We start from the raw sequence: 25,066 nt of genomic DNA on the forward strand, positions 1-25,066 counted from the left end.
CGGCGTCCCCCTCGCTTGGGAAAAACCGGCTGTATCGTTTCATGTTGATGCCTATATTGCCACACGGTTTATTTAACGGACCCTTCGATAAACTCGATGCTCTTTCCGATGAGTTCACGGAGACGGTCCTGCTCTCCCGCATAATATAAATACCCAACCAGCGTCTCGAATGCCGTTGCATGCCGATATTCCAGCACGTCGGCATTCTTCGGTATGCTGCCTGATTTGGCATTGCGCCCCTGACGCACCACATCGCGCTCTTCTTCCGTCAGCTCCGGATCCAGAAAAGCCAATATCCGGCTCTGCGCCTTCGCCGAAACGAAGCTCGTGGCCGAACGGTGCAAGTGATGGGGACGGAGATTGGCCCGTGATATCAGAAACTGCCTCACCGCCACCTCATAAATGGCATCCCCGATATAAGCGAGCACGATGGGCGGGATTAAACGGGCCGGCTTCGATGGCGGAAAATCAAACCAGCCTACTGCAGGATCCCGATGCTTATCCCCGCTCATTTACGCCGCCAGCGCATGCCCTGCGCCGTATCCTCCAGCACGATGCCTTCGTCCGCCAGCTTGTCGCGGATTTCGTCCGCTCGGGCCCAGTTTTTATTCTTGCGGGCTTCGACACGTTCGGCAATCAGCGCTTCGATTTCCTCATCCAGCAATTCATCCGTACCTGTGTTCACGATGCGGAGCACGCCGTTCATTTCGTTGAAAGCACGCAGCACTTCATGCAGATCCGCGGCAGGAATCGATGCTTCCTTCAGCAGCTGATTCGCCTCGCTGGCCCATTGGAACATCGCGGTGATGGCGTCCGGCGTGTTGAAATCGTCCTGCATTTTCTCGTGAAATTCGACAAGCACGACCGATATTTTGTCGGCTACGTCCTGGCTGACTTGATCGTCCTTGGAGCCGATCGCCGTGCCCAATCGATGTTCGACGTTTGCCGCCGCATTCGCGAGGCGTTCCACGCTGTTCTGTGCCTGTTCCATCACCTCGTCGCTGTAATTCAGCGGGTTGCGGTAGTGGGTGGACAACATGAAATAGCGAACGGCTTCTTTCGTATATTGTTCACGAAGTTCCTTAACCAATACGCCGTTGCCCAGCGATTTCGACATTTTCTCGTTGTTGATGCGGATATATCCATTATGCATCCAATAGTTCGCGAGCGGTTTGCCCGTCAATGCCTCGGACTGCGCCACTTCGCATTCATGGTGCGGGAACTGCAGATCCTGGCCGCCGCCGTGGATATCCAAGGTATCCCCGAGATAGCGGCGAGCCATGGCGGAGCACTCGATATGCCAGCCCGGGCGGCCGTCGCCCCATGGACTGCTCCAGTAGATCTCTCCCGGTTTCGCGGCTTTCCACAGCACGAAATCCTCCGGATTTTCCTTCCGCTTATCCACTTCGATCCGGATCCCGAACTGCAGCTCATCGAGGTTCTGCTGGGACAGCTTGCCGTAGTCGTCGAACTTGCGGGTCCGGTAGAATACGTCTCCGCCGTTCTCATAAGCAAAGTCGCGATCAATGAGCTCCTGGATGAATTCGATGATGCTCTCCATATTGTCCGTTACCCGCGGATTCAATGTCGCTCTGGGTATGCCGAGACCGTCCAAATCCTCGTAATAGGCGCTGATGAACTTCTCCGCAACCTCCGGAACGGTCGTCCCGGTTTGCTCCGCTTTCCGAATCATTTTGTCATCCACGTCCGTGAAGTTCACCACGTAATTCACGTCGTTGCCCTGATTCTCGAAGTACGCTCGAACCACGTCGAAAAAAATCATCGGGCGGGCATTGCCGATATGGATATAGTCGTATACGGTAGGACCGCATACGTAGATCTTTACCTTTCCGGGTTCCTGGGCAACAAACGTTTCTTTCATGCGGGTTAGCGTGTTATAGATTTGCAGTGCCATATTGTATCATCTCAATCCTTTCGTTCCATCGCTTATTGTCTTTTAATTCAAAGCCTGCGTAACGCATTGATTCATGTTGAAGATGATGTATCGAAATCGCTATATGAAGTCAGGCTATGCATCGTCCAAGGCATCCAAGGTTATGGGAGTTCTTCTATTCTTCCTTGGCCGAAGACACGACAGCCTCGGAAACCATCGCTTGATGCCGGCTTCCCTTGCTCTCATCCAGCTCCGCCCGGAGCTGATCGATCTCCTTCTGCATCGAACGGAGCGTATCGACAATCGGATCGGGCAGATTCGTGTGATCCAGCCGGTCGCGCACCCGCTCCCCGTTCTGTTTCACGACTTTGCCGGGATTGCCGACAACGGTGCTGTTCGGGGGTACGGGCCTTAATACGACCGCGTTGGATCCGATGTTACAGTTATCCCCAATCGTAAAAGAACCTAGCACTTTCGCTCCGGATCCGATGACCACGTTGTTGCCGATGGTCGGATGCCGCTTGCCTTTTTCCTTACCGGTTCCGCCAAGGGTCACCCCCTGGTAGATCACCACGTCGTCTCCGATCTCGCAGGTCTCTCCAATGACAACCCCCATGCCATGGTCGATGAACAGCCGACTCCCGATACGGGCGCCCGGATGAATCTCGATGCCTGTCATGAACCGGCTGATCTGAGATATGATCCGTGCCAGCGTATACCACCGCCGCTTAAATAATGCATGAGCCACCCGGTGCGCCCACAGGGCGTGAAGTCCCGAGTAGGTGAATACCACTTCAAAAAGTCCCCGGGCGGCCGGGTCATTCTCGAACACTGTCCGAATATCCGATTTCATCTGTTTAAACATGAACGCTCCCTCTTTCCCCTCTTCCAATCGCGCATGCAACTTGCTATCCATCGTTATTCCTGTAATAAAAAACGCCTCTGCAGCTTATCGCTGCAGAGGCGCTAGACCGCGGTTCCACTCTGCTTCGAACCGGCACAAGACTCCTCCCTTCGTCAGGGACGGATTCTACCGATTCTCTTCATGTCATTAACGGCAGACGACCGGCATGATCTAACGATTGCGTTCGCTTCAACCATGCAGCTCACAGGTGCATTTCCGCTGCAGGCGACGGGACAACTCTCAGCCGGCAAATTCAAGTGGTTCTTGTCTTCTGCCGATTGTCCTCTCTGGAACGTGCCTGTTTTACGCGTACTTCTCCTGATCGTAGCTTTTTAAACGTTTATAGTTGTTGATCCAGACTTCATAAATGACCGCGTGGCTCACTAGAGACGCTGCGCTGACGGATTGTGCTTCCGATCGCTGTTGCCCTCCGATTTCTTTAACGATATTAATTTAGGTTGAAATCGGAAGGCAAAGGCGAACGCTTCGCTTCTCCAGCACAATTCCGTCCTTCTCCGCTACTTCCCTGTATGAGTAAATGCACCATTTAATAAAACCCTAGATCAAAGAATATTTCACTTCTAGTTTGGTGTAATTATAACTGATGATATACGGGCTGACAAGGAACGTTTATTACGGATGCCGCCCGAGTTATGCGCCCTTGATCTGGGAACGCAAACGGTCAAGCACGCGGTCCCTGCCAAGCAGCCAGATCGTCTGGTTCAAGTCGCGGCCATGGGTTTGTCCCGTCAGGGCTACGCGGATCGGCATGAAGAGCTGTTTGCCCTTAAACCCGGTCTCCTTCTGGACTTCCTTGATCATGGCGGCGATCTTCTGCGCGTTAAACTCATCGGACTGTTCGATCTTCGCCAGGAATGCGGACAGTACGGCAGGCACCTGCTCGCCGCCCATCACTTCGATCCCCTCGGCATCCAGCTCCAGGTGCGTGCGGAAGAATACTTCCGACAGATCCACGATATCCGAAGCCGCCGTCATCTGCTCCTGATAGAGCGCCACGAGCGCGCGTGCCCATTCCTCCTGCTCGGCCGTAAGCTTGGACGGCAAACGGCTGGCTTTCTGCAAATGCGGAATGGCCAAATCGGCGATCCGGTCCGGATCCGCGTTCTTAATGTACGTGTTGTTCATATGAGCCAGCTTGTTCGTGTCGAATACCGCCGGGCTCTTGGACAAGCGATGCTCATCGAAGATCGAGATCAGCTGCTCTTGGGAGAACACTTCCTCTTCCCCTTCCGGAGACCAGCCCAGCAGCGAGATGAAGTTGAACAGCGCTTCAGGCAAATAACCAAGCTGGTCATACTGCTCGATGAACTGGATGATCGATTCGTTGCGCTTGCTCAGCTTCTTGTGATCCTCGCCCACGATCAGGGTCATATGCCCGAACTGAGGGGGCTCCCACCCGAAGGCTTCATAGATCATCAGCTGACGCGGCGTATTGGAGATATGATCCTCCCCGCGCAGCACATGGCTGATCTTCATGAGATGATCATCCAAAGCTACCGCGAAATTGTAGGTAGGAATGCCGTCTTTTTTGACGATGACGAAGTCGCCCGTCTCTTTGCTGTTAAACGAAATCGTGCCCTTCACCATATCGTCGAACGTGTAGACGCGGTCTTCCGGCACGCGGAAGCGGATGCTCGCCACGCGGCCTTCGGCCTCAAGCGCCTGGCGCTGCTCTTCGGTCAAATCGCGATGCTTCCCGGAATAGCGCGGCGTTTCGCCCCGAGCCATCTGCTCTTCCCGCTCCTGCTCCAGCTCTTCCTCCGTGCAGTAGCAGCGGTAAGCAAGCCCGCGATCCAGAAGGTCCTGCCAATATTCTTTATAAATATCAAGGCGCTCGGTCTGGCGATAAGGTCCGTACTCGCCCCCGACATCCACGCTCTCGTCCCAATCCATGCCCAGCCACTTCAAGTACTTCAGCTGGCTCTGCTCGCCGCCTTCCACGTTGCGTTTCACATCCGTATCCTCGATGCGGATAATGAATTTCCCGTTGTTCTTGCGGGCGAATAAATAATTGAATAATGCCGTTCTGGCATTGCCGATATGTAAATGTCCCGTTGGACTCGGTGCGTAGCGCACGCGGACTTCTCCGGTCATTGTAACCCCTCCGCTTCCCTATTCTACAAAGTTTCCCAGTTCAAAAACTCCCTTTTTGAACGCATACTTCAAGATGATAGCACACCTTTTACAAGGCAGACAACCGACTGCGCGGCGATTCCTTCGCCCCTGCCGGTAAACCCGAGCTGCTCGGTGGTGGTCGCCTTCACGTTCACCTGATCCACCTCGGCATCCAGCGCTTTAGCGATCACTTCCGCCATTTGCGGAATGTATGGCGCCATCTTCGGCTTCTGGGCAATAATCGTGGAATCGATATTACCAAGTCTATACCCGCGTTCCTTTGCCATGACCCATACCTGTTCCAAAAGCTTCAGGCTGTCGGCGTCTTTAAAGGCAGGATCGTTATCGGGAAAATGGCGTCCGATGTCGCCAAGCCCCAGCGCCCCCAGGATCGCGTCCGTCACGGCGTGCAGCAGCACGTCGGCGTCGGAGTGCCCGAGCAGACCTTTGTCATGCGGAATCGTGACCCCTCCGATGATGCACGGCCTTCCTTCTACGAGCTGATGTACGTCAAACCCTTGTCCTACTCGAATCATTCCATGTCCTCTCCCTTACGTTTCTGTAAAAAAGCCGCATATTCCAGATCCTCCGGCGTGGTGATTTTGATGTTGCTGTATTTCCCCTCCACCACGGTGACCGGATGCCCTGCCCGCTCCATCAGCATGGCGTCGTCGGTGCCGGCGAATCCCTCCTTCGCCGCAGCTTCATGCGCGGACAGCAGGTCGGAAAGACGAAAAGCCTGTGGGGTCTGGACGGCCCACAGACTTTGACGGTCCGGGGTACCTGTAATCAGCCCCTTACCGTTCACCTGCTTAATCGTATCCTTCACGGGAACCCCGAGTACCGAGGCGCCTTCGCGGATCGCCGCATCGCGGCAGGCTTCAATTTCCTCTTGCGTTACGAACGGCCTTACGCCGTCATGTATCATTACCCATTCTGAAGAGATTTGCTTGATGCCTTGATATACGGACTGTTGTCTCTCGCTTCCGCCCGGGATTACGGCAGACACCTTATCCAAACCGTATTCCTGCACCCAGGACTGGCAGCGAGGAACATCCTCCATCCCCGTTACAAGCACAATTTCCTGCAGCCATGGTATCCGGCTGAATGCTTCAAGCGTATGAACGATAATGGGCTTACCGTCCAGAACCAAGTACTGCTTGCTCTCCCGGGTGCCCATCCTCGTTCCTTTTCCCGCCGCTACGATGACGGCGCCGAAGTTACTCATCACACACCAAACTCCTGTCTCACCCAAACGCCACAAAAGGACGAATACCGGATATGTATATCCCCATCATACCCCTTTACTGGGCTTTTTCCAACAGTTTTGGTTTCGCGAAGATCATCCGGCCCGCCGAGGTTTGCAGTACGCTGGTAACCAGCACCTCCATCATTGTGCCGATATACTCGCGTCCGCCCTCCACTACGATCATCGTGCCGTCATCCAGATATGCGACGCCCTGACCATGCTCTTTGCCGTCCTTGATTATCTGCACCAGAATTTCTTCCCCTGGCAGAACCACCGGCTTCACCGCGTTGGCCAGGTCGTTAATGTTCAACACCGACACGCCCTGCAGCTCGCAAACCTTGTTCAAGTTGAAATCATTCGTGACCACTTTGCCTTGAAGCACTTTGGCGAGTTTCACCAGCTTGCTGTCCACTTCGGATATCTCCTCAAAGTCGCCTTCGTAGATAAGCACCTTTACATCCAGTTCCTTCTGGATTTTGTTCAAGATATCAAGCCCGCGCCGGCCGCGATTTCGCTTCAGAAGATCCGAGGAGTCCGCAATATGCTGAAGCTCCTCCAGGACGAATTCGGGAATGACAATCGTTCCTTCAATAAATCCGGTTTTGCAAATATCTGCGATCCTGCCATCAATAATGACGCTTGTATCCAGAATTTTATGTTCCTCCACGCGCCGGCCTTCCGGCTCGGCGGTTTGGCTCCACTTCCCCGACATCCATAGGGAAGCCAGTTCATCCTTCTTCTCCAATCCAATGCGTAAACCGATGTAGCCGCCGAGCAGGGTGATGCCAACCTGCAGCAGCTGCCCTGCTTGTCCGAGCAAGGATAGCCCCGGTGAGAGCAATAAAGACAGCAGCAAACCGCTTAACAATCCCGCCGTTCCCGCGGCCAGCTCATTCATCGGGATCCGGGAAAACGAAGAGATCAGGCTGTGCAGCCATCTCGTTACCCGGTCCGCCGACAGCACGCCGATCATGCCAAACAATAATCCTCCAAGCACCGCGAAGGCTCCGCTTCCCGCTGCAAATATTCCTTGTCCAAACATAGGCGAGAGCCCTGAGAAAGACCGTTCCATTGTATGATATAACGTATACCCGCCCCATGCTCCGCATAATACCGTAAATGCTAAGATAGCTTTTTTTAACATGAGCTTCCGCACACCTCCTTTTTATACCTGATAATCTTGGCTTCTATTTCCAGTATGGTCCAATTTGCAAAGTCGTAATCGTGCCGATTGAAGTTTTTCTTATAAAGTTTCCGGATGCGATGACCTGCCTGTTTTTACCTACACCCATCAGGCTTTGACGTGTACTGACATCGACCTCACCACTGGAATTGACCGCCTTTACACGCCTGAAACTGGTTGAAATCGGCTGAAGTAGTGGAATATAATGAACTCAATTCATAATATCGAGGTGGATGTATAAATGAGCGCTCCTAGTTTACAGGCTTTTCAGGACCAAGTTTCCGAATTGTTGCTCCGTCACCGCAGTCTCTTGGATGTTCTGTCTAAAAATGGTCAAAGCAATGCTTCAGTCAACCGGGCCGTCACCAAGGCCATCACAGAATGCGGATGCATCGAGCTCCACGCCACGAAGCAAACCTTCGATATCGGCGCTGATCTCGAATCAGCCCGGGAATTGGCAGGCACGCACGTCGAAGGCCATCTGTGCGAGAATTGCCGCGAAGCGGTAAGCACCGAGCTTGGCCGCAACCTATTTTATATGTCTGCCCTTGCGAATCTTCTGGACATTCAACTGGATGAGGTTGTTGTCAAGGAGTCGCAGAAATGCTCCACATTGGGTCTCTTCAACCTGTCGTAAAGCCGCTTACATACCGAAACGGACCTTAACGGCAAGGTGCTCCATGCATACAAAAAAAGCATTTATCTCGCTGCTCCTCGCAGGGAAATAAATGCTTTTTATTTGGATATATGTCCTTGCATCCGTTTATCGGTCCGAAGACTGATAGGCTTCATCGGAATTGCGGTCATCTTTTTTGCGACGGTTTTTACGGTTAAGCCTGCGGAAATTCTGCTTCAAGCCGTAACCAGCATACAACACCAAAGGCACGAAGATCAGCATGGAGGTCTGCTCCGGAAAGAACACGGCTACCATCACGGCGCCAATGATGACCAAAGGCGTAAATTTAATCGCTGTTTTCGGAATGCCGATCTTTTTGAAATTCGGGTACTTGACTGAGCTAACCATGAGGTAAGAAAGCAATAGTACGGCAAAAATCATATAAGGAGCTGTAATCTCTTCATGGAACAACGCCAGGGTGGCGAGCACGCCTCCCGCTGCGGGGATCGGCAGGCCGATAAAATATCCCGGGATGCCCGGACGAACATTGAATCTTGCAAGCCGCAGTGCGCCGCACATCGGAAATATGGCGGTCACCGTCCAAGCCAATGCGGTATTAATATCCGTAAACGCTACGGTATACATAATAAGTGCCGGTGCTACGCCAAATGAAATCACATCGGACAAGGAGTCAAGTTCCTTGCCGAATTCGCTTTGGGCATTCAAGGCCCGAGCTACCCGACCATCCAGTCCGTCAAGGAGCATGGCAATGATAATCATAATGGCAGCCATACTCGTTCGACCTTCCGTCGCCAAGATGATACCAATCATTCCGAGAAACAGATTACCTAAAGTAAACATGTTCGGAATTGATTTCGTCATTTTTATATTCACCTCGTTCATGTACGTTCGAACATCGATTGTAGGGCTTTTAGATTTGTCTGTCAATGAATACTTGTTCCTGCAAGCGTTTCAAGCCTTCTTTGATGGTGCGTGCCCGAACCTCGCCGATCCCGTCTACTTCATCCAGCTCATGGATGGAAGCGGTCATAATGCTGGATAAGTCATGGAACTGGTCCACCAGGTTGCGGATGATCACATTCGGAAGGCGCGGGATTTTGTTCAAAATCCGGTAACCGCGCGGCAGTATTTCTTCCTCCGAAGCAGCGGCGGAAGCCGGGTATCCAAGAAGCCGTACGATATGGTGAATGTCCAGCAGCTCCTCATCCGTTGAACGCTTGAGCGCGAGAATGATCTCGCGGATCTTCTCCTCGCTGTACTCCCGGGCATAGTCTGCATACAGCAGCCAAGCCTCCTCCTCCATATTGCTCACAAGCTCATCCATCTGCATGCTGATCAGTCGGCCTTCGTTGCCGAGCTCGTTGATATAGCGCTTGATCTCCTTCTTGATGCGGAGCACCATCTCGACCCGCTGTATGACGTTCACGACTTCCGGGATGGTGACCAGCTCTTCGAATTCGGATGCCGAGAGGTTGGTCAGCGATTGGTTAAGCACCACGCGGTATCGCTCCAGCGTCTGTATGGCCTGATTCGCCTTGGTTAAGATGACGCCGATTTCCTTCAATGCATACCGCAGCGAGCCTTGGTACAGCGTAATAATGTTGCGGCGCTGCGAGATGGACACCACCAGCTTGCCGGTCTGCTTCGCCACCCGCTCCGCCGTTCTGTGCCGTATCCCTGTCTCGATGGAAGAGATCGAGGAATCCGGGATCAGCTGGGTATTTGCATATAAGATTCGTTTTAAGTCTTCACTCAAGATGATGGCGCCGTCCATCTTAGCGAGCTCGTATAAATAGTTTGGCGAAAAATCGCAGTTAATGGAGAAGCCGCCGTCGACAACTTCCATTACCTCCGGGCTGTAGCCTACAACGATCAGGGCGCCCGTCTTCGCCCGCAGCACGTTCTCCAGTCCGTCGCGAAACGGCGTTCCCGGTGCTACCAGCTTCAGCAAATCATTCATTTTGTCCAGTTGGCTCGTTTCTTTCACCTTCGTATGCCCCCTAATCTAACGCAACCGCTAATGCATCTGCAACGGTGTTGACTCCGATAATTTGTATTCCTTTCGGATGCTTCCATCCCTTCAAACTCTTCTCCGGCATGAGAACCCGCTTAAAACCCAGCTTCTCGGCTTCTCTTACCCTCTGCTCCGCTCTTGAAACGGCGCGAACCTCGCCGGTCAGCCCCACCTCGCCAAAAATAACGTCGTACGGCTTGGTCGGTATGTCGCGGAAGCTGGATGCGATGCTGACCGCAATGGCCAGATCCACCGCAGGTTCATCGAGCTTCACGCCGCCCGCTACGTTCAGGTAGGCGTCTTGGGTTTGCAGGTACATCCCCATCCGTTTCTCCAGCACGGCAATGATCAGGTTCATGCGGTGATGGTCCACCCCTGTGCCCATTCGGCGCGGTGACGGGAAGTGCGTCGTGGAGATGAGCGCCTGCAGCTCTACCAGAACCGGGCGCGTACCCTCCATGCTTGCAACTACGGTCGAACCCGCTACGCCCAAAGGCCGTTCGGATAAAAAGAGCTCAGATGGATTCCCGACTTCCCGAAGCCCATCCTCACCCATCTCAAAAATGCCAATCTCATTCGTCGAACCGAAACGATTCTTCACCGCGCGAAGCAAGCGGTAAGTATGATGACGCTCTCCTTCAAAATAAAGCACACAATCCACCATGTGCTCCAGCATCCTTGGACCTGCAATGGCGCCTTCTTTTGTCACATGTCCGACAAGGACGGTCGCAATGCCCTTCACCTTCGCCAGCCGCATGAAGCGGGCCGTGCATTCCCGAACCTGGGATACACTGCCCGGCGCGCTGGTTACCTCAGGCAAGTACACCGTCTGAATGGAGTCGATGACAACGAAGCCAGGCTGTACGTTCTCAATGGCTTCCTCGATCGATTCCAGATTGGTTTCGCAGAGGACAAACAGCTCCGGGGACAGCGCCCCGAGCCGGTCAGCGCGCAGTTTGGTCTGGCGCACGGATTCCTCACCGGAAATGTACAGAACGCGAATGCCGTTCTGGGCCAGTCGGTTGGAGGCTTGAAGCAGGAGCGTGGATTTCCCGATGCCGGGATCGCCGCCGACTAGCACGAGCGAGCCCGGGACCAGCCCGCCCCCGAGCACCCGGTTCAATTCCGCAATGCCCGTCTGGATTCTGGGTTCTTTACCGCTTTCTATATTTATGATCGAAAGGGGTTTTTCTTTACTATGAAAAAGAGGGGAATTCATCCCCTGGGTCTTGATTACCGTCTCGGTCTCCTCTACCATGGAATTCCATGATTGGCAGCCCGGACATTTTCCGAACCATTTGGGCGCTTCATAGCCGCATTCGGTACAGAAAAATTTCGTCTTAGTTTTTGCCATGTGAGTCTCCTTTATGTCGCGCATCATTTGTCGGATTCCGTAAAACCCTGCAAAATCAGGCATTACTCAAAGTTTACCATTTCTTATAATTCAACGTAAAGGTTAATTGGAAACTTTACGCGGGATGAAATGGATTTGTTTCAAATTTGAAGGAGCAGGGGGTGAACATGCGTTAATTGCTGCTGAAAAACCGCGTCCGCTTCGCTGCCGGATCGTTCTTGCGATCGCTGTTAAAACCAGGGAACTGGAATCGAAATCAAAGTGGTTTCCCGGTTTTAAAGGCGACCGCTGTCGCTTCTTCAGAACGATTCCGTCCTCTCCGCTGGGTTGATACATGAGGGATCTGTTTTCGTAATATGCCATTCATCCATATAACCTCTAAGCATCCATGTATCTGCCCCATACAAAGCCTTCATCATCCGTTAACATTTAAATCAAAAACCCCGCCGGATTTGACTCCAGCGGGGTGATGTTATTTATCTTATTCCGTTTCGGCCGATGCGGCCGTTACACCTTCACTCTTGTTCACAACCAGTTCGCCGTTCGCTTCATCGATGACAAGCGAGTCACCCTTGGCCACATTGCCTTTCAGCAGCTCCTCGGAAAGGCGATCCTCGATGTGCTTCTGGATAGCCCGGCGCAGCGGACGGGCACCGAAAGCCGGATCGTATCCTTCCTTCGCTATGAAGGCCTTCGCCTTGTCCGTGAGTTCGAAATGCACCTCGAATTCTTTCAGGCGTTTACGCAGCTCGTCGGACATCAGCGTCACGATTTCGGCAATGTGTTTCTCTTCCAGAGAGTGGAACACGATGATCTCGTCGATCCGGTTCAAGAACTCCGGACGGAAGCTCTTCTTGAGCTCATCCATCACTTTGCCTTTCATGTTGTTATAATCGCGGCCTGCATCGGTCACGGCGGTAAATCCAAGCGTGGAGTTCTTCTTGATCGCTTCCGCCCCGACGTTGGAAGTCAGGATGATCAGGGTATTCCGGAAATCCACCACGCGGCCCTTCGAATCGGTCAGGCGTCCGTCTTCCAGCACTTGAAGCAGGATATTGAATACTTCAGGGTGTGCCTTCTCGATTTCATCGAGGAGGACAACGGAATACGGCTTGCGGCGCACTTTCTCGGTCAGCTGACCGCCTTCCTCGTAGCCGACATATCCCGGAGGCGCTCCGACGAGACGCGACGTGGAATGCTTCTCCATGTACTCGGACATGTCGATTCGCACGACCGCATTCTCATCTCCGAACATGGCCTCGGCAAGAGCTCGTGCCAGCTCGGTTTTACCTACCCCGGTAGGACCCAGGAAGATGAAGGAGCCCATTGGGCGCTTCGGATCCTTCAGTCCTGCGCGTGCCCGGCGAACCGCACGGCTTACGGCTTTGACGGCTTCCTCTTGGCCGATTACGCGGCTGTGAAGGATTTCTTCCAGATTCAGAAGACGCTCGGTCTCTTCTTCCTTCAGTTTATTGACGGGAATACCGGTCCAGTTGGCGACAACGTCGGCAATGTCCTCCGGCGTTACCTCGGAATCGGTACGTCCTTGTTTTTCTTTCCATTGGTTCTTCGTGACTTCGAGCTCCTCGCGAAGCTTCTGCTCCGTATCGCGCAGCGCTGCCGCTTTCTCGAATTCCTGGCTTTGGACGGCTGCGTCTTTCTCCTTGCGGATGTCCTCCAGATGCGCTTCCTGATCTTTCAGATTTGGCGGTATGGTATACGTATGAAGACGAACTTTCGAACCGGCCTCGTCAATCAGGTCAATCGCTTTATCCGGCAGGAAGCGGTCCGTAATGTAGCGGTCGGACAATTTCACGGCCTGTTCAATCGCTTCGTCGGTAATTTTCACGCGGTGATGCGCTTCGTAACGGTCACGCAGACCGTACAGGATCTGAATGGCTTCCTCCGGCGACGGTTGATCCACCGTGATCGGTTGGAAGCGGCGCTCAAGTGCAGCGTCTTTTTCAATGTATTTGCGGTATTCGTCCAGCGTGGTAGCCCCGATGCACTGAAGCTCTCCGCGCGCCAATGAAGGCTTAAGGATGTTGGAAGCGTCGATGGCTCCTTCTGCTCCGCCTGCGCCGATCAAGGTATGCAGCTCATCGATGAACAGAATGATGTTGCCGGCTTGACGAATCTCATCCATGATTTTTTTCAGGCGGTCCTCAAACTCCCCGCGGTATTTCGTACCTGCTACGACTGAGCCCATATCCAGCGTCATCACGCGTTTGTCGCGCAGCGTCTCCGGAATTTCATTGTTAATGATGCGCTGTGCCAAGCCTTCCGCGATCGCCGTCTTACCGACTCCCGGTTCACCGATCAGTACCGGGTTGTTCTTGGTCCGGCGGCTAAGCACCTGAATCACGCGCTCGATTTCTTTGCTGCGGCCAATGACCGGATCCAGATTGCCTTCCTTGGCAATGGCGGTCAGATCCCGAGCGAGACTGTCCAATGTAGGCGTGCTCACGTTCTGCGGCGTGCCATGATGGCTAGACACCGCTTCGCTGCTGCCCAGCAGCTGCAGCACCTGTTGACGGGCTTTGTTCAGGCTGATGCCCAGGTTGTTCAGCACGCGTGCCGCAACCCCTTCGCCCTCGCGAATCAACCCCAGCAGAATATGCTCGGTTCCCACATACGTATGGCCAAGCTTACGGGCTTCGTCCATGGAGAGCTCAATCACTTTTTTCGCTCTAGGCGTGTAAGCAATGTTGGTTGGCTGCTCCTGTCCGCGTCCGATTAATGTCTCCACTTCGTCCTGGATTTTCTCAAGACCAAGTCCAAGTCCGATCAGCGCTTTGGCTGCAATGCCGTCTCCCTCACGAATAAGTCCAAGCAGGATATGTTCTGTGCCGATATTGTTGTGACCCAGGCGTACCGCTTCTTCCTGAGCCAATGCAAGCACCTTTTGTGCGCGTTCCGTAAATCTGCCAAACATCATAGTATTGCACCTCCACGTTTCAATTAATATATTGAACCTCGCGGATTTCGGTGTATCGCCGGCTAAGACGTTTATACCGTCATCCAACTGTAAACCGAGAAATAATAACTAACGACTTCTTAACGGTTGCCCAATGTCTCCCGAATGAGCTTAGCCCTGTACATATCGCGTTCGGAAGGATTCATGCCCTCTCCATAGGTCTTCTGGAGAAATCCGGGCTGCGTCTTCACATTCAGCTCGTTCATGACCGGAATTTCCGGCCCTTCCAGCAGGCCGAGATCCACGCCTAACCGAACATCGGACAAGCGCTGAGCCGCTTCCTTGGAATCCATGACCGCTGCATAGGACAGGATGCCGTATGAACGCATGACCCGGTCCGTAATACGGAGCTTGGATTCACTAAGGAGCCGCGCCCTGGCATTCTTCTCGTGCTCGATGATTTGCAGGGCCACGCTGTGAAGATTCTCGATGATCTCCGACTCGGTTTGCCCGAGCGTAATCTGATTCGAGATTTGAAACAGGTTGCCTAAAGCTTCGCTGCCCTCGCCGTAAATTCCTCTAACGGTCAAACCTACCTGCGATACGGCCGAGAGAATCCGATTGATCTGCTGCGTCATGACGAGCGCGGGCAGATGCATCATGACCGAAGCGCGAAGGCCGGTGCCGACATTGGTCGGACAGCTCGTTAGGTAACCCCGTTTGTCATCAAAAGCATAATCGATCTCGGATTCGAAGATATCATCCAGCGCCGTCGCGCGGCTCCATGCCTCCCGAACCTGAAATCCGGGATACAGACACTGTATGCGCAAGTGATCCTCTTCATTGATCATAATGCTGACGGATTCATCTTCGGTAAGGATGACGGCACCGTTCCGGGATTCATTAGCCAGATTGGGACTGATCAGATGCTTCTCGACGAGAACCTTCTTATCCAGCTCATCAATCTCACTTAATTTAATTACATGCAAATGCCCGAAATCCTGCAAATCCTCCTTATCCTTTAACACATGGGTCAGGCGCTCTAGCACTTCTCCCGACTGCTGATCCGTTGCGAGCAGCGGGAAAGGAAGATGCTGCAGGTTGCGCGCCACCCTCACGCGGGTGCTGATGACAATGTCGGAATCCTGACCGTTCCCGCGCATCCACTCGCTCAGCGCCGAATCGGTAAACCGGAGATTAGACATCACGCATTCCTCCTACTAAAGTGCAAAATGTAACGATCTTATCCCTGAGCAATGTTACGCTCCAGCTCGCGGATTTGGTCCCGGATCTCGGCAGCCGCTTCAAATTCCTCCTGCAGGATCCTCATTTGAAGCTCCTTTTTAAGCTCATCGATCCGGCGTTTGATCTGAATCCGGCCGCCGGTACGCTTCGGCACTTTGCCCACATGGGAAGTTCCCCCATGGACTCGCTTGAACAACGGATCCAATCGATCCGAGAAATATTTATAACACGCGCTGCAGCCGAACCGGCCAAGCTTGCTGAACTGGGAATACGTCATGCCGCATTCCTCGCATTGCAGCGTCTGGGCCGTTTTCGCACCGGGGGTCTGGCCCTTGCCTGAAGGATCCAGATCCAGCAGGCCTGACAGCAAACTGTGTATAGAAAAACCATTCGACGTACCGGGGATCAATTCCCCTTTTTCGCGGGCACAAGTTTCACAAAAATGAAACTCCGTTTTCTCCCCGTTCACAATTTTGGTGAAATGAAGTGTCGCCGGCCGTTTACCGCATTCTTGGCATAACATACTCCGATGCCTCCTTACACAGACTCACTTACCTAATAAAGAAATCAGCATCGCCTTCATAATCCTTGCGCGCAGCTCATCCCGATAAGGAAGCTTCACGTTCAGGCATTCCCTTGAAACGGCGGCCCGCATCAGGCTGGCCTCCCGCTTCGTCAAAAACCGGGATTCCTCCAGCTGGTAGATCAAGCCTTCCGCTACCGTCTGGTCAATCATGCTGCCGATGGTATGATGAAGGTGCTGCTGGAGTGCAGTATGCTGGGGAAGCTCGATACGCTGAATGCGTATGTATCCGCCCCCGCCGCGCTTGCTCTCGACAAGAAAGCCCTTCTCCAGCGTGAACCGAGTGCTGATCACGTAATTGATCTGGGAAGGAACGCAAGAAAATTGCTCCGCCAAATCGTTCCTTTGAATTTCGACGGTTCCTTCCGGACTTTCCTGCAAAATGCTCTTCAGGTATTGTTCGATAATATCAGAGATATTACGCATGGTCTGTTCATCCTCCACTGTTTGAAACGTTAAGACGGATAGTGATCTTACACGTCCGCACAGAGCCTTGCTTATACGTTGATTAACCATAATCAAAATCAGCGAACCCTCTCGTTGACTTTGACTTTCTTTGACTTTGATCTCATTATAGCACATTTTTTCATTTTGCCAAGAGGGTACTTCTCAAATGTTCGCGCTATGCCTGTATTCTTATTGTACCCACTTCTTCGATCGCTTATAGCCCTTTTCCGAAGAACAATTCAACCGAAGGAATAAAAAAAGAAGCAGCCAACGTTCCGGATTAAAACCGGTCTCTTGGCCACTTCTTCCTGTCGTTTTCTGTATCTTAAGCATCATAACTGATCAAATAATGCTGTAACTCCGTATTGTAATACCCGATGCTGTATTCAATGATGCTGCCCGTCTGGTCGTAGGAGGATCTCAACCGCTTCAGTAACGGGGTCCCGGCGCTTACGCCCAGCAGTGAGGCAATCTCCTCATTAGCCACGGTCGCCAGGAAACGGTCCCGGAAATTCTCCAGCGTGATTTGACTCTCCTCGATACGTTCATACAAGGACGGCAGTTCGCTTGAATCGAACTCCTCCCCCATGTCCACCAGGGACGATACGTAATGGGTGTAGTAGATAAACGGGCTGCCGTCCAGCAAATACAGCCGTTCGATCAGCAGGCACCGCTCACCGAATTTCAGGAACAATTCGCTATCCGGTTCATTGTGCACCCATTCCGTCTTCAGATGGCGCTTCCGGATCTGGTGGCCCTCTTCAACCAAAATCTCGGTAAACAGCTTCCCCTTGGACAGCTTGGAAAAGGACGTGTTCCGGGTTACGATTGTTCCCACACCGCTCCGCTTCTCTACATACCCTTCCTGGTACAATTCCTGGATCGCATTGCGAACCGTCATTTTGCTGACGTTAAATTCCTGTTCCAGCTGCGGCTCGGAAGGAATATGGGAACCAAGTGGATATACCCCATGCAGAATCCGATCTTTAATGATCTTCTTGATTTGCAAGTATAATGGACCGTTCTTCCGCGTGATCGACATGCTTCCTCCTACCTTTCCACGTCAGACATATGATGACTCATCGCCTGAAGCACTTCGCGTTCGTTTGCCGTCGGCGTATCTCCCGTTACGGTATGGGCAAGCATCGCCGCCGCTGCGGCAAAATCAACCGTCCGGCCCGGCTCATATCCCTCCGAGATCCCATGAATCACACCGCTGGCATAGGCATCGCCCGCCCCGATGCGGTCATGAACGGAGAACGTCAACGTTTGGGAAAAATGAAACGCTCCATCCGTGTAAAGATAGCCTTGCAGGGAATGGGTATTGTCCCCGTTGATCTTGCGGTGGGTACCCGACGCAACCGTAATATTATACTTCGCCGCCACCTTCGGAATCAACTCCTGCAGCTGTTCGTGCCGATCCTCCCGAGTTGTTTCCATGCCAAGGATATGGATGGCATCCTTCTCGTTCATGAAGACGATATCCGCCAAAGACAGCATTTCCTCGTAGTGCGGCTTGGCAAAATCGTAGCGGTCCGCGCCCCATAAGGAAGGACGGTAGTTGCAGTCGAACACAACCGTTCCGCCGCTTTGCTTGACCTTGCGAGCCAAGACCTTCATCTGGCCCCGCACGGTGTCGTTCATGGAAAGGGTGATGCCGCAAAAATGGATCACGTCGATCTTTTCGGCAATCGCATCGAAATCGTACATGGCATCCTCCGCCGTATTAAAGCTGCTGCCCAGGCGATCCGTATAGGTCACACGACCGGGTCTAACGCCAAACCCATTCTCCAGGAAGTACATGCCGACATATTTGCCCCCGCGGCTAATGAGCGAAGTGCCGATCCCAAGCTTGCGCAGATATGAGATCGCCGCTTCGCCAAGCGGGTTGTCGGGAAGCGTGCTGACGAGGTACCCGGCATGTCCGAACCTTGCCACAGCCGACGCGATGTTGACACCCGTCCCGGAAAAGGAATAGTTCAGGTGGCTCTCTTGTGCCAAGGAAGCATACCCTGGTACTTGAAGACGCATCATCACTTCGCCAAATGCAGCGATCGTCTTAGGCATATTGATCAACCAGCGCTTTTAACTTAAGGTGCAGCTCTTGCACGTCGCTAATGATCGTATCCCCGCTGGCCGAGTCGATGATCGAGGAGTATACGTGAGGGATGACCTGCTGTACTCCTGCCTCGAACGCGATGCGGACGATGGCTTCAAAATTCTCTTTATCGATTCCGCCCGTCGGCTCTAACGCGAATCCTTCCTCCGCGCATGCCTTCGCTACCGCACGATACTCCTCTTCCAGCTTCAAGCCCTGCATCGGGAAATACTTCAGTGCGTTGCCGCCCATATCGCGTACAAGCGCGATTGCCGATTTTACGGGGACGACGGCTTTGTCCGATCCGGCAGCGCTCACCGGTCCGGTAGATATGTTCACGTAGCCCACTTGTCCCGAAGGGGACACGAGGCTGTTGATCCAGCTTTCTTCGCCGCCCAGGTTGGCACGGGTTGCACCGACCGCCGGAAACACCTGATTGATATGCGTGCCCGGATAGCTCTTCACTATCTCGGCAACCACCGCAGCTTGGCGGTTATCGCCGGCACCCAATCCGATCGATACCGCATCTTCGATAACGGCGCCATACTCCTTCATTGCAATAACGGCCTCTTGTGCATTCGGGTAATTTTTGGACAATACGCCGACCAGCACATGCCCTTCCGAAGCTTCAAAAATTTCCTTCGCGTTCTGAATGCTGCCTGCAAGTACGTTCAGTGCCGCGCGATTTCTGTAAAGACGTTTCTCCATGTTTGCCATCTTAGTTTCCCCCTGCAATCTGCTGTATTCTCGTTATAATGACCTGCAAATCATCCCCGGAAAGCGAGCGAGGATCAATATCAAAATACCCCTGGCGAACGCCGTAATCCCTGGTGTACACAGCAATATCGCCTTCGCGAAGCTGATCGTTCATGGACTTGGCACTGACCCCGACCGCATTTTCATCGACTTTCACGCGCCCCCTATAGATCGCCCTTCCCGCTTCGTCCTGAACAATGGTTACCTCAATGCCCGGCAATTTCGATAAGGATTTCATTTCCTCCAGTGCCGCTTTCTCCTGCTCACTCTTATCTTCCTTCACCATATACTCATCCAGCGCCTGAAGCAGTCCAAACGTCGTCTCCTTGCCTACCTTCATGCTGCGCCCAATACCATGCAGCTGCGCTTTTACCCACTCGACGTATTGACGTTTGCCGCCGACAATGCCGGAGGTCGGGCCTTCAATTGCCTTGGATCCGCTGTATATGGCCAGGTCGCCGTATTTCACATACTTCTGGATATCCTCTTCGGCAGCAGCATCGATAATCAGCGGAAGTCCATGTGCCTGGGCCACTTCTGCCGCTTCTTCCACCGAAATCATATTTTTCTGTACGCAGTGATGGGATTTCACATACAAAATGGCGGCTGTACGCTCATTAATCGCTTCTGCGATATGCTCCTTGCGCCCTTCGTTGGCATACCCAACTTCAACGACCTTGCCGCCCCCGAGATAAACCATCGTTTCAACAGGTGCACCATACTGCACATTATGTCCCTTAAACATGATAATCTCGTTCTTCGCGATGGGCTCCTGGTGCAGTCGGTCACTGCGTCTGCGATTGCCTTCGGTGACGATTCCAGCCACGGAAAGCGCAATTCCGCTGGAAGCGGAATTGACAACGACCGCAGCCTCGGAACCAAGGATGCGCGCCATGTAATCCCCCGCCTTATCTACCAGATCCGCGATTTCCACGTAACTCTGCCCGCCGATCCGCATCGCTTCCATGACGGTATCCGTCGGCGCCGATACGCCAAGAATACTCATGCGCCCGCTGGCATTAACCACGCGTTTCAACCCGTATTTAGCATGTAATGAATGATCCATTGACTACCACTCCTCTGGCTTCGATATATCGATCAGCGATTCGGGTCTCCCCTTCGGAATCCGTTAAACTCATAGCGCCCTGCTGCAGGGCAAACAGCGTCAGGTGAGCGGCATCGCCGGCTTGAATTCGGCCAAGCTCCGGACGGCGCAACCATCCTGCTGCATGGTCCGTTACCGCTGAGACCACCTCCTGCAGGCTGTACCCCAAATACAGGAACTTCGTCATGACATTAGCCAGGCTGTACACCGGGCCATGGATGCGATTCCCGCGATAAATATCGGTGCTGATCGTGTCCGGTCTAATCCCTTGGGCCTTGGCATACTCTGCCACCAAGAATGAGAAGCTTGCCGTTCCATGGCCCACATCCAGATGAACGCCGCGAGCTATCGCTTCCACCAGGGCAGGGATCGGCTTCCCGTCCGAATCAAATAAATTGTTGGCTTTCCCGTTCAAATAATGAGTAATAATGTCGTCTTTCTGAAGCAGCTCCAATACTTGCTCAATCGGAGGTGGCCCTGACCCGATATGTACCATCAGCGGCAGTGACGTTTTATCCGACAATTTTCTTGCGAGTCGAAGCGGTTCTACCCCATTGTCCTTGACGACGCTTTTGCTGATTCTGGCCTTAAGTCCAATGATCAGATCCGGATACGTGTTTACCGCCTTTGTTGCCTTCTCGGCATCGATCCATTCCAGACTGGACAACTCGTCGACCCGCTGCAGACCGATATGCGAAATATTCAGAAAAGCAAACACATTCGTCTTGGACCTTGCAACCTCTGCTACCAGTTCTCCAATCGTATCCGCGCCGCAGCTTCCTGCGTCGATTATGGTGGCAACCCCTTGCTTAACGCCGATTTCGTCGATGGCATCTCCATAAGGCTCCAGCTTGGCGACCGCATGGACATGCATATCGATCCAGCCGCTGGACACATATAAACCCGTACCATCAAAACTGTTGGCACCCTGTGCCGTGTTCGCATGCGTTATTTCGGTTATGAACCCGTTCTCCATGACAATGTCAAAAGGTTCATCCTCATGGACCGTCTTTACATTGCGTATAATAAAACGCTGTTCCAATATCTTCATAGCTTCACTCCTTCAGCCTTGCCGGACCAGCCTTGGATCCTCTTATCCCGTCGGTTTACATTGTGTAAGTTGAGTGTCGTGGTTATAGCATAGCACAGAACGAGCGCTACGTGAATATAACGTTATAATGTTTAAGTCACAGTTACGTATTTATCCCTATTTCACATGATCTAATGGAGGGTTCCATTCTTGCTCAGAAAGGCTAGGGTTTGATTCTAGTTCTGTCTCATCCCTATGATCTCCTTCCATACGCAAAAAAACTGCCCTCGATAGGCAGTCTCTTTGTTCGTTCTATAGTCTAGACCTTGTTCATTCGTTTTCCTGATTTCCAAGTATCTTTTTTTGGTTAAACCTCAACCTTCCGGTCGATGAGGTAAACCGTTGCATACAAGATCAACGCGGCCAATATCACTTCAAAAGCAAGCGCCCCCCATGCTAATGTATATGGCACGGTCGATACCGTAAGGTCTGCCTCTTTCTCATAAAACGAAATGCTAGCCATAGGTCCAACCCACGCGGCCTCTTCTCCGAAAAGCATTTGGCTAAGCCAGCCAAGCACGTATTGCAATACGAAGAACACCAAAATGCCGATCCATGTACTGCCCTTCTTCGAAATGCTCCTAGCCACGGTAATTGCAAAAAATATCGTTATCATCAAATAGATGAATTTCCATACCATCAGCAGGGCAAGCCCAACATAATACGAAACGGAAACATCAGCGAAATTGATATATTCCCAAATGTCCGCTGCGTTCAAGTAGTACCATAAATGCAGAGCCATCAATATCCCAAGTACCAGCAAGCTTACACATGCCAGTAAAAGTGATGAACCCACATTCCACACGGAATGTACGGGGAGTAAACGCCGGTGATATGCCTTTATGTTATAGCCGAAGTTCTTGCCAGTGACCACAAGAAGCAATACACTCACGGAGCCATAAGCCAGCATGCTTAGACCCAGCATTATTCCAAGCTCCCAATCTCTTATCGAGCCTGCTACCGTGATCGCAATCTGAACGATGAGAAGGATCGCGAAGGCGCCGAGCAGCGTCGTCGAATTTCTCTTCCAGTCGTATTTGAACAGTTTTATCATTCCGCATACACCTCTTTAAACATCTCATCCACACTTTTTCCGTGTTTTAGGCGGATGTTCTCAACTTCGTCATGCATAACGACTTCGCCGCCCTGAATAAAGATCACTTCATCAAATATCCGCTCAATATCCCGGACCAAATGGGTTGAAATGATAATGCTGCTGTCTTCGTTGTAGAACTCCACAATCGCATCCAAAATTTTGCCCCGGGCTACCGGATCCACTCCGCCAATCGGCTCATCCAGCATATACAGCTGCGCTTCACGGGACAGAGCCAGTGATAACTGCAGGCGCTCATTCATTCCTTTGGATAAGGAACTGATGCGGTCATGGGTCTTTAAATTCATGAAATCCAGCATGTTGCGTGCCTTCTCCATATTAAAGTCCTCATAAAAATCTTTAAAATATGCCACCGCATCCGATACCTTCATCCAGGATTCCGTCACGGGCCGATCCGGCATAAAGGAAACGACGGCTTTCGTTTCCAGGCCGACCGGTTTGCCGTTCACGTAAGCGCCGCCCGTTGTGGGCTGAATCAACCCAGCGGCAATTTTCATTAGCGTACTCTTTCCGCTGCCGTTGGTGCCCAGCAAACCAATGATTTTTCCTCCGTTGATATCCAGATTAACATCATGTAACGCTCTGCGGCCACCGGCATACGTTTTGGTCACGTTCTTTACCTGTAACAGATTCTCCACCGTGATTTCACCTCCGCTATGGATCATGGCTGCTTCACAGCATCTTCCACGATCGATATGATATCCTGATCTTTAAAGCCAAGCTCCTGCATGCCGCGAATAAAGCGTTCCAGCAGATCGCCTGCCATTTCTTTTTTGATTTCCATAATTTTGGATTCCTCGCTTGTCACGTATCGCCCCAATCCCCGCCGCGTCTCCACAATACCCTCACGCTCCAATTCCTGAAAAGTTCGCTGCACCGTGTTTGGATTTATTTGAAGCTCACTCGCTAATTCTCGAACCGATGGGATTTTATCACCGGGCTGCAGTTTGCCGATGATGATTTCTTTCTTTAAATACGTCATGATCTGTAAATAGATCGGCAGATTATTGTCGAATTCTATACTCACTGTCGGGTTGCTCCTTTCCGCCGCTCTACCTCGAACTCAGTGTTCCTTATGCGACATCCCGTTTTTTAAACGTAACAAAGCCTATCGCAAGAAACAAGAGGAGATATACAGCGAGCATCATCATTGAGAATGTTAAACTCATGCCTGGAATCGGAGAGCTTGCGCCTCCGCTGTACATGGAAAGATCCACGTTCAGGAACAGAAGGTATTTAGACCAGGAGTAACGCGCAAGCAGTTGTACCACCATACTTTCCATAATGACCATGAACATGCCGATGCCGATTGCAGGACCGGTAGATCTCGTTAGAATGCCTACCATAAAGGTTAGCGTTACATAAACGATTGTATACACCAGGTTGTTCACGGCTCCAATGAGCACGTCGCCAAGCGTAACGGAGCCGACATCCATGCCAAACGTAATTTGACCTGTCAGCACGGCTACAGCAAACATGAAGGCCACCAGTGTTAAGATGTAAATCAATACGGCCACATATTTCGATGCCAAAATTTTGGTGCGGCTCTGTGCACGTATAAGCAGCAATTTGATTGTTCCCATGCTGTGTTCCTTCGCTACGGCTCCTGCCGTCACGACAATGGCGAGCAGGGTCAGCACTTGCCCCATTCCCTTGGTTGTAACAGCTATCTCGGCAAATTCATAACCGGTACTGCTCCCACCGGAAAACTTATAGAGCAAGAACGCCGTGAAGACCACCATTCCGGCCAAAAGCGCATAGGGCAGGAAGAAGCTGCGTTTCTTGAACATTTTGAGCCATTCATTCCAGACGAGATTTCCAAAGCTACGCAATGCGGTTGCCTCCTGTCCATTTTAAGAATTCTTCTTCAAGTGACGATTTGATCTCTTCCACGCGGTAAATCCGTACCCGTGCATCACACAGTGTCTGGATCAGCGAAGGAATATCTTCTTCCTGAAGTTGAAGGGTAATGATTCCCTCCTCCAGTTGGGTGCTCCGCAATGTGATGTTTTGCAAATGTCTAATCGTTTGTTCAGCCATGGACGCGTCATTCACGCGGAAGCTTACCGTAGTAAATTCTTCATTAACGACTGTCCCCCCGATAGAACGCTCGGTTACGAATTTCCCCTCTTGGATAACGACCACACGGCTGCACATCAGTTCCATCTCCGACAGCAGATGGCTGGATACGAGAATGGCAATTCCCTCATCTTTGGCGATTTGCTTCAAGTAATCCCGCATCTCGCGGATACCCGCTGGATCCAGGCCGTTCGTCGGCTCGTCAAGAATGAGGATGGATGGATTATGCAGCAAGGCCTGCGCTATTCCAAGCCGTTGGCG

Annotated in this window: 25 protein-coding genes (1 of these 25 cut by a window edge); 1 reads left to right on the forward strand and 24 read right to left on the reverse strand. The window is 52.2% G+C overall.

Annotated elements, in window-relative coordinates:
- Window positions 1-68 precede the first annotated feature (68 nt).
- The 7 genes from AC3RCL_RS28940 to AC3RCL_RS28970 all read right to left on the reverse strand — a co-directional run bounded on the left by AC3RCL_RS28940 (window position 69) and on the right by AC3RCL_RS28970 (window position 7,327).
- Complete coding sequence (locus AC3RCL_RS28940) at window positions 69-512, reverse strand: Mini-ribonuclease 3 (RefSeq protein ID WP_192570478.1); 444 nt, start codon at window positions 510-512, stop codon at window positions 69-71.
- Window positions 509-1,915 carry a cysteine--tRNA ligase gene (gene cysS, locus AC3RCL_RS28945; protein ID WP_492533368.1) on the reverse strand — a complete coding sequence of 469 codons (1,407 nt, stop codon included), beginning with the start codon at window positions 1,913-1,915 and terminating at the stop codon, window positions 509-511. The genes AC3RCL_RS28940 and cysS overlap by 4 nt, the downstream gene beginning before the upstream one ends.
- A 154-nt stretch (window positions 1,916-2,069) precedes the next feature.
- The gene (cysE, locus tag AC3RCL_RS28950) at window positions 2,070-2,759 is read right to left on the reverse strand and encodes a serine O-acetyltransferase (RefSeq protein ID WP_036662760.1); all 690 of its coding nucleotides are present in this window, start codon (window positions 2,757-2,759) and stop codon (window positions 2,070-2,072) included.
- Window positions 2,760-3,449: 690 nt separating this feature from the next.
- Window positions 3,450-4,913, reverse strand: coding sequence for a glutamate--tRNA ligase (gene gltX, locus AC3RCL_RS28955; protein ID WP_090914121.1), 1,464 nt, complete (start codon window positions 4,911-4,913; stop codon window positions 3,450-3,452).
- A 68-nt stretch (window positions 4,914-4,981) separates the two neighbouring features.
- The gene (gene ispF / locus AC3RCL_RS28960) at window positions 4,982-5,470 is read right to left on the reverse strand and encodes a 2-C-methyl-D-erythritol 2,4-cyclodiphosphate synthase (protein ID WP_009591976.1); all 489 of its coding nucleotides are present in this window, start codon (window positions 5,468-5,470) and stop codon (window positions 4,982-4,984) included.
- Window positions 5,467-6,162, reverse strand: a complete 696-nt coding sequence (gene ispD, locus AC3RCL_RS28965) for a 2-C-methyl-D-erythritol 4-phosphate cytidylyltransferase (RefSeq protein WP_096777179.1) — start codon at window positions 6,160-6,162, stop codon at window positions 5,467-5,469. The genes ispF and ispD overlap by 4 nt, the downstream gene beginning before the upstream one ends.
- A 76-nt stretch (window positions 6,163-6,238) precedes the next feature.
- Window positions 6,239-7,327: a PIN/TRAM domain-containing protein gene (locus AC3RCL_RS28970; RefSeq protein WP_015737636.1), complete on the reverse strand. Its 1,089-nt coding sequence runs from the start codon at window positions 7,325-7,327 to the stop codon at window positions 6,239-6,241.
- 280 nt (window positions 7,328-7,607) lie between these two features.
- Between AC3RCL_RS28970 and AC3RCL_RS28975 the strand changes: the two genes are divergently transcribed.
- Window positions 7,608-8,003, forward strand: coding sequence for a nucleoside triphosphate pyrophosphohydrolase family protein (locus tag AC3RCL_RS28975; RefSeq protein ID WP_009594665.1), 396 nt, complete (start codon window positions 7,608-7,610; stop codon window positions 8,001-8,003).
- 126 nt (window positions 8,004-8,129) lie between these two features.
- On the opposite strand, the gene pssA is transcribed toward AC3RCL_RS28975, so the two are convergent.
- From pssA to AC3RCL_RS29060, 17 genes are all read right to left on the reverse strand, one after another.
- Window positions 8,130-8,864 carry a CDP-diacylglycerol--serine O-phosphatidyltransferase gene (gene pssA / locus AC3RCL_RS28980; protein WP_228468840.1) on the reverse strand — a complete coding sequence of 245 codons (735 nt, stop codon included), beginning with the start codon at window positions 8,862-8,864 and terminating at the stop codon, window positions 8,130-8,132.
- Between the two features lie 49 nt (window positions 8,865-8,913).
- Entirely contained in the window at window positions 8,914-9,990 is a 1,077-nt protein-coding gene (gene disA / locus AC3RCL_RS28985; protein ID WP_009594677.1) for a DNA integrity scanning diadenylate cyclase DisA, read from the reverse strand.
- Window positions 9,991-10,003: 13 nt separating this feature from the next.
- Window positions 10,004-11,371 carry a DNA repair protein RadA gene (radA, locus tag AC3RCL_RS28990; protein ID WP_009594669.1) on the reverse strand — a complete coding sequence of 456 codons (1,368 nt, stop codon included), beginning with the start codon at window positions 11,369-11,371 and terminating at the stop codon, window positions 10,004-10,006.
- Window positions 11,372-11,852: 481 nt separating this feature from the next.
- Window positions 11,853-14,309, reverse strand: a complete 2,457-nt coding sequence (gene clpC, locus AC3RCL_RS28995; RefSeq protein ID WP_096777181.1) for an ATP-dependent protease ATP-binding subunit ClpC — start codon at window positions 14,307-14,309, stop codon at window positions 11,853-11,855.
- A 119-nt stretch (window positions 14,310-14,428) separates the two neighbouring features.
- Window positions 14,429-15,493, reverse strand: coding sequence for a protein-arginine kinase McsB (gene mcsB, locus AC3RCL_RS29000; RefSeq protein ID WP_009594672.1), 1,065 nt, complete (start codon window positions 15,491-15,493; stop codon window positions 14,429-14,431).
- A 38-nt stretch (window positions 15,494-15,531) separates the two neighbouring features.
- Window positions 15,532-16,056, reverse strand: a complete 525-nt coding sequence (mcsA, locus tag AC3RCL_RS29005) for a protein-arginine kinase activator protein McsA (RefSeq protein WP_375122059.1) — start codon at window positions 16,054-16,056, stop codon at window positions 15,532-15,534.
- A 24-nt stretch (window positions 16,057-16,080) separates the two neighbouring features.
- Window positions 16,081-16,542: a CtsR family transcriptional regulator gene (locus AC3RCL_RS29010; protein WP_009594675.1), complete on the reverse strand. Its 462-nt coding sequence runs from the start codon at window positions 16,540-16,542 to the stop codon at window positions 16,081-16,083.
- A gap of 346 nt (window positions 16,543-16,888) precedes the next feature.
- A complete protein-coding gene (locus AC3RCL_RS29015) occupies window positions 16,889-17,605 on the reverse strand; it encodes a GntR family transcriptional regulator (protein WP_015737639.1) in 717 nt (238 codons plus the stop codon).
- Window positions 17,606-17,613: 8 nt separating this feature from the next.
- Window positions 17,614-18,630, reverse strand: coding sequence for a sugar kinase (locus AC3RCL_RS29020; protein ID WP_192570474.1), 1,017 nt, complete (start codon window positions 18,628-18,630; stop codon window positions 17,614-17,616).
- A complete protein-coding gene (dagF, locus tag AC3RCL_RS29025) occupies window positions 18,623-19,378 on the reverse strand; it encodes a 2-dehydro-3-deoxy-phosphogluconate aldolase (RefSeq protein ID WP_096777183.1) in 756 nt (251 codons plus the stop codon). The genes AC3RCL_RS29020 and dagF overlap by 8 nt, the downstream gene beginning before the upstream one ends.
- 1 nt (window position 19,379) lies before the next feature.
- On the reverse strand, window positions 19,380-20,483 hold the full coding sequence (locus AC3RCL_RS29030) for a DgaE family pyridoxal phosphate-dependent ammonia lyase (RefSeq protein ID WP_492533375.1): 1,104 nt from the start codon (window positions 20,481-20,483) through the stop codon (window positions 19,380-19,382).
- Window positions 20,461-21,564, reverse strand: coding sequence for an amidohydrolase/deacetylase family metallohydrolase (locus tag AC3RCL_RS29035; protein ID WP_492536491.1), 1,104 nt, complete (start codon window positions 21,562-21,564; stop codon window positions 20,461-20,463). The genes AC3RCL_RS29030 and AC3RCL_RS29035 overlap by 23 nt, the downstream gene beginning before the upstream one ends.
- A 355-nt stretch (window positions 21,565-21,919) precedes the next feature.
- Window positions 21,920-22,666, reverse strand: a complete 747-nt coding sequence (locus tag AC3RCL_RS29040) for a hypothetical protein (RefSeq protein ID WP_426201058.1) — start codon at window positions 22,664-22,666, stop codon at window positions 21,920-21,922.
- Complete coding sequence (locus tag AC3RCL_RS29045) at window positions 22,663-23,364, reverse strand: ABC transporter ATP-binding protein (protein WP_492533378.1); 702 nt, start codon at window positions 23,362-23,364, stop codon at window positions 22,663-22,665. The genes AC3RCL_RS29040 and AC3RCL_RS29045 overlap by 4 nt, the downstream gene beginning before the upstream one ends.
- A gap of 23 nt (window positions 23,365-23,387) precedes the next feature.
- Window positions 23,388-23,753 carry a GntR family transcriptional regulator gene (locus tag AC3RCL_RS29050; protein ID WP_076326254.1) on the reverse strand — a complete coding sequence of 122 codons (366 nt, stop codon included), beginning with the start codon at window positions 23,751-23,753 and terminating at the stop codon, window positions 23,388-23,390.
- Window positions 23,754-23,799: 46 nt separating this feature from the next.
- Window positions 23,800-24,558 carry an ABC transporter permease gene (locus AC3RCL_RS29055; protein WP_220683753.1) on the reverse strand — a complete coding sequence of 253 codons (759 nt, stop codon included), beginning with the start codon at window positions 24,556-24,558 and terminating at the stop codon, window positions 23,800-23,802.
- Window positions 24,551-25,066: the final stretch of an ABC transporter ATP-binding protein gene (locus AC3RCL_RS29060; RefSeq protein ID WP_492533380.1), read on the reverse strand. The gene runs 522 nt beyond the window's last position; only the last 516 of its 1,038 coding nucleotides appear in the window; its start codon lies off the right edge, out of view — the gene reads right to left on this strand; the stop codon is at window positions 24,551-24,553. Before AC3RCL_RS29060 ends, AC3RCL_RS29055 begins: the two co-directional genes overlap by 8 nt.

The sequence above is a fragment of the Paenibacillus sp. MT86 genome, from assembly GCF_058792535.1.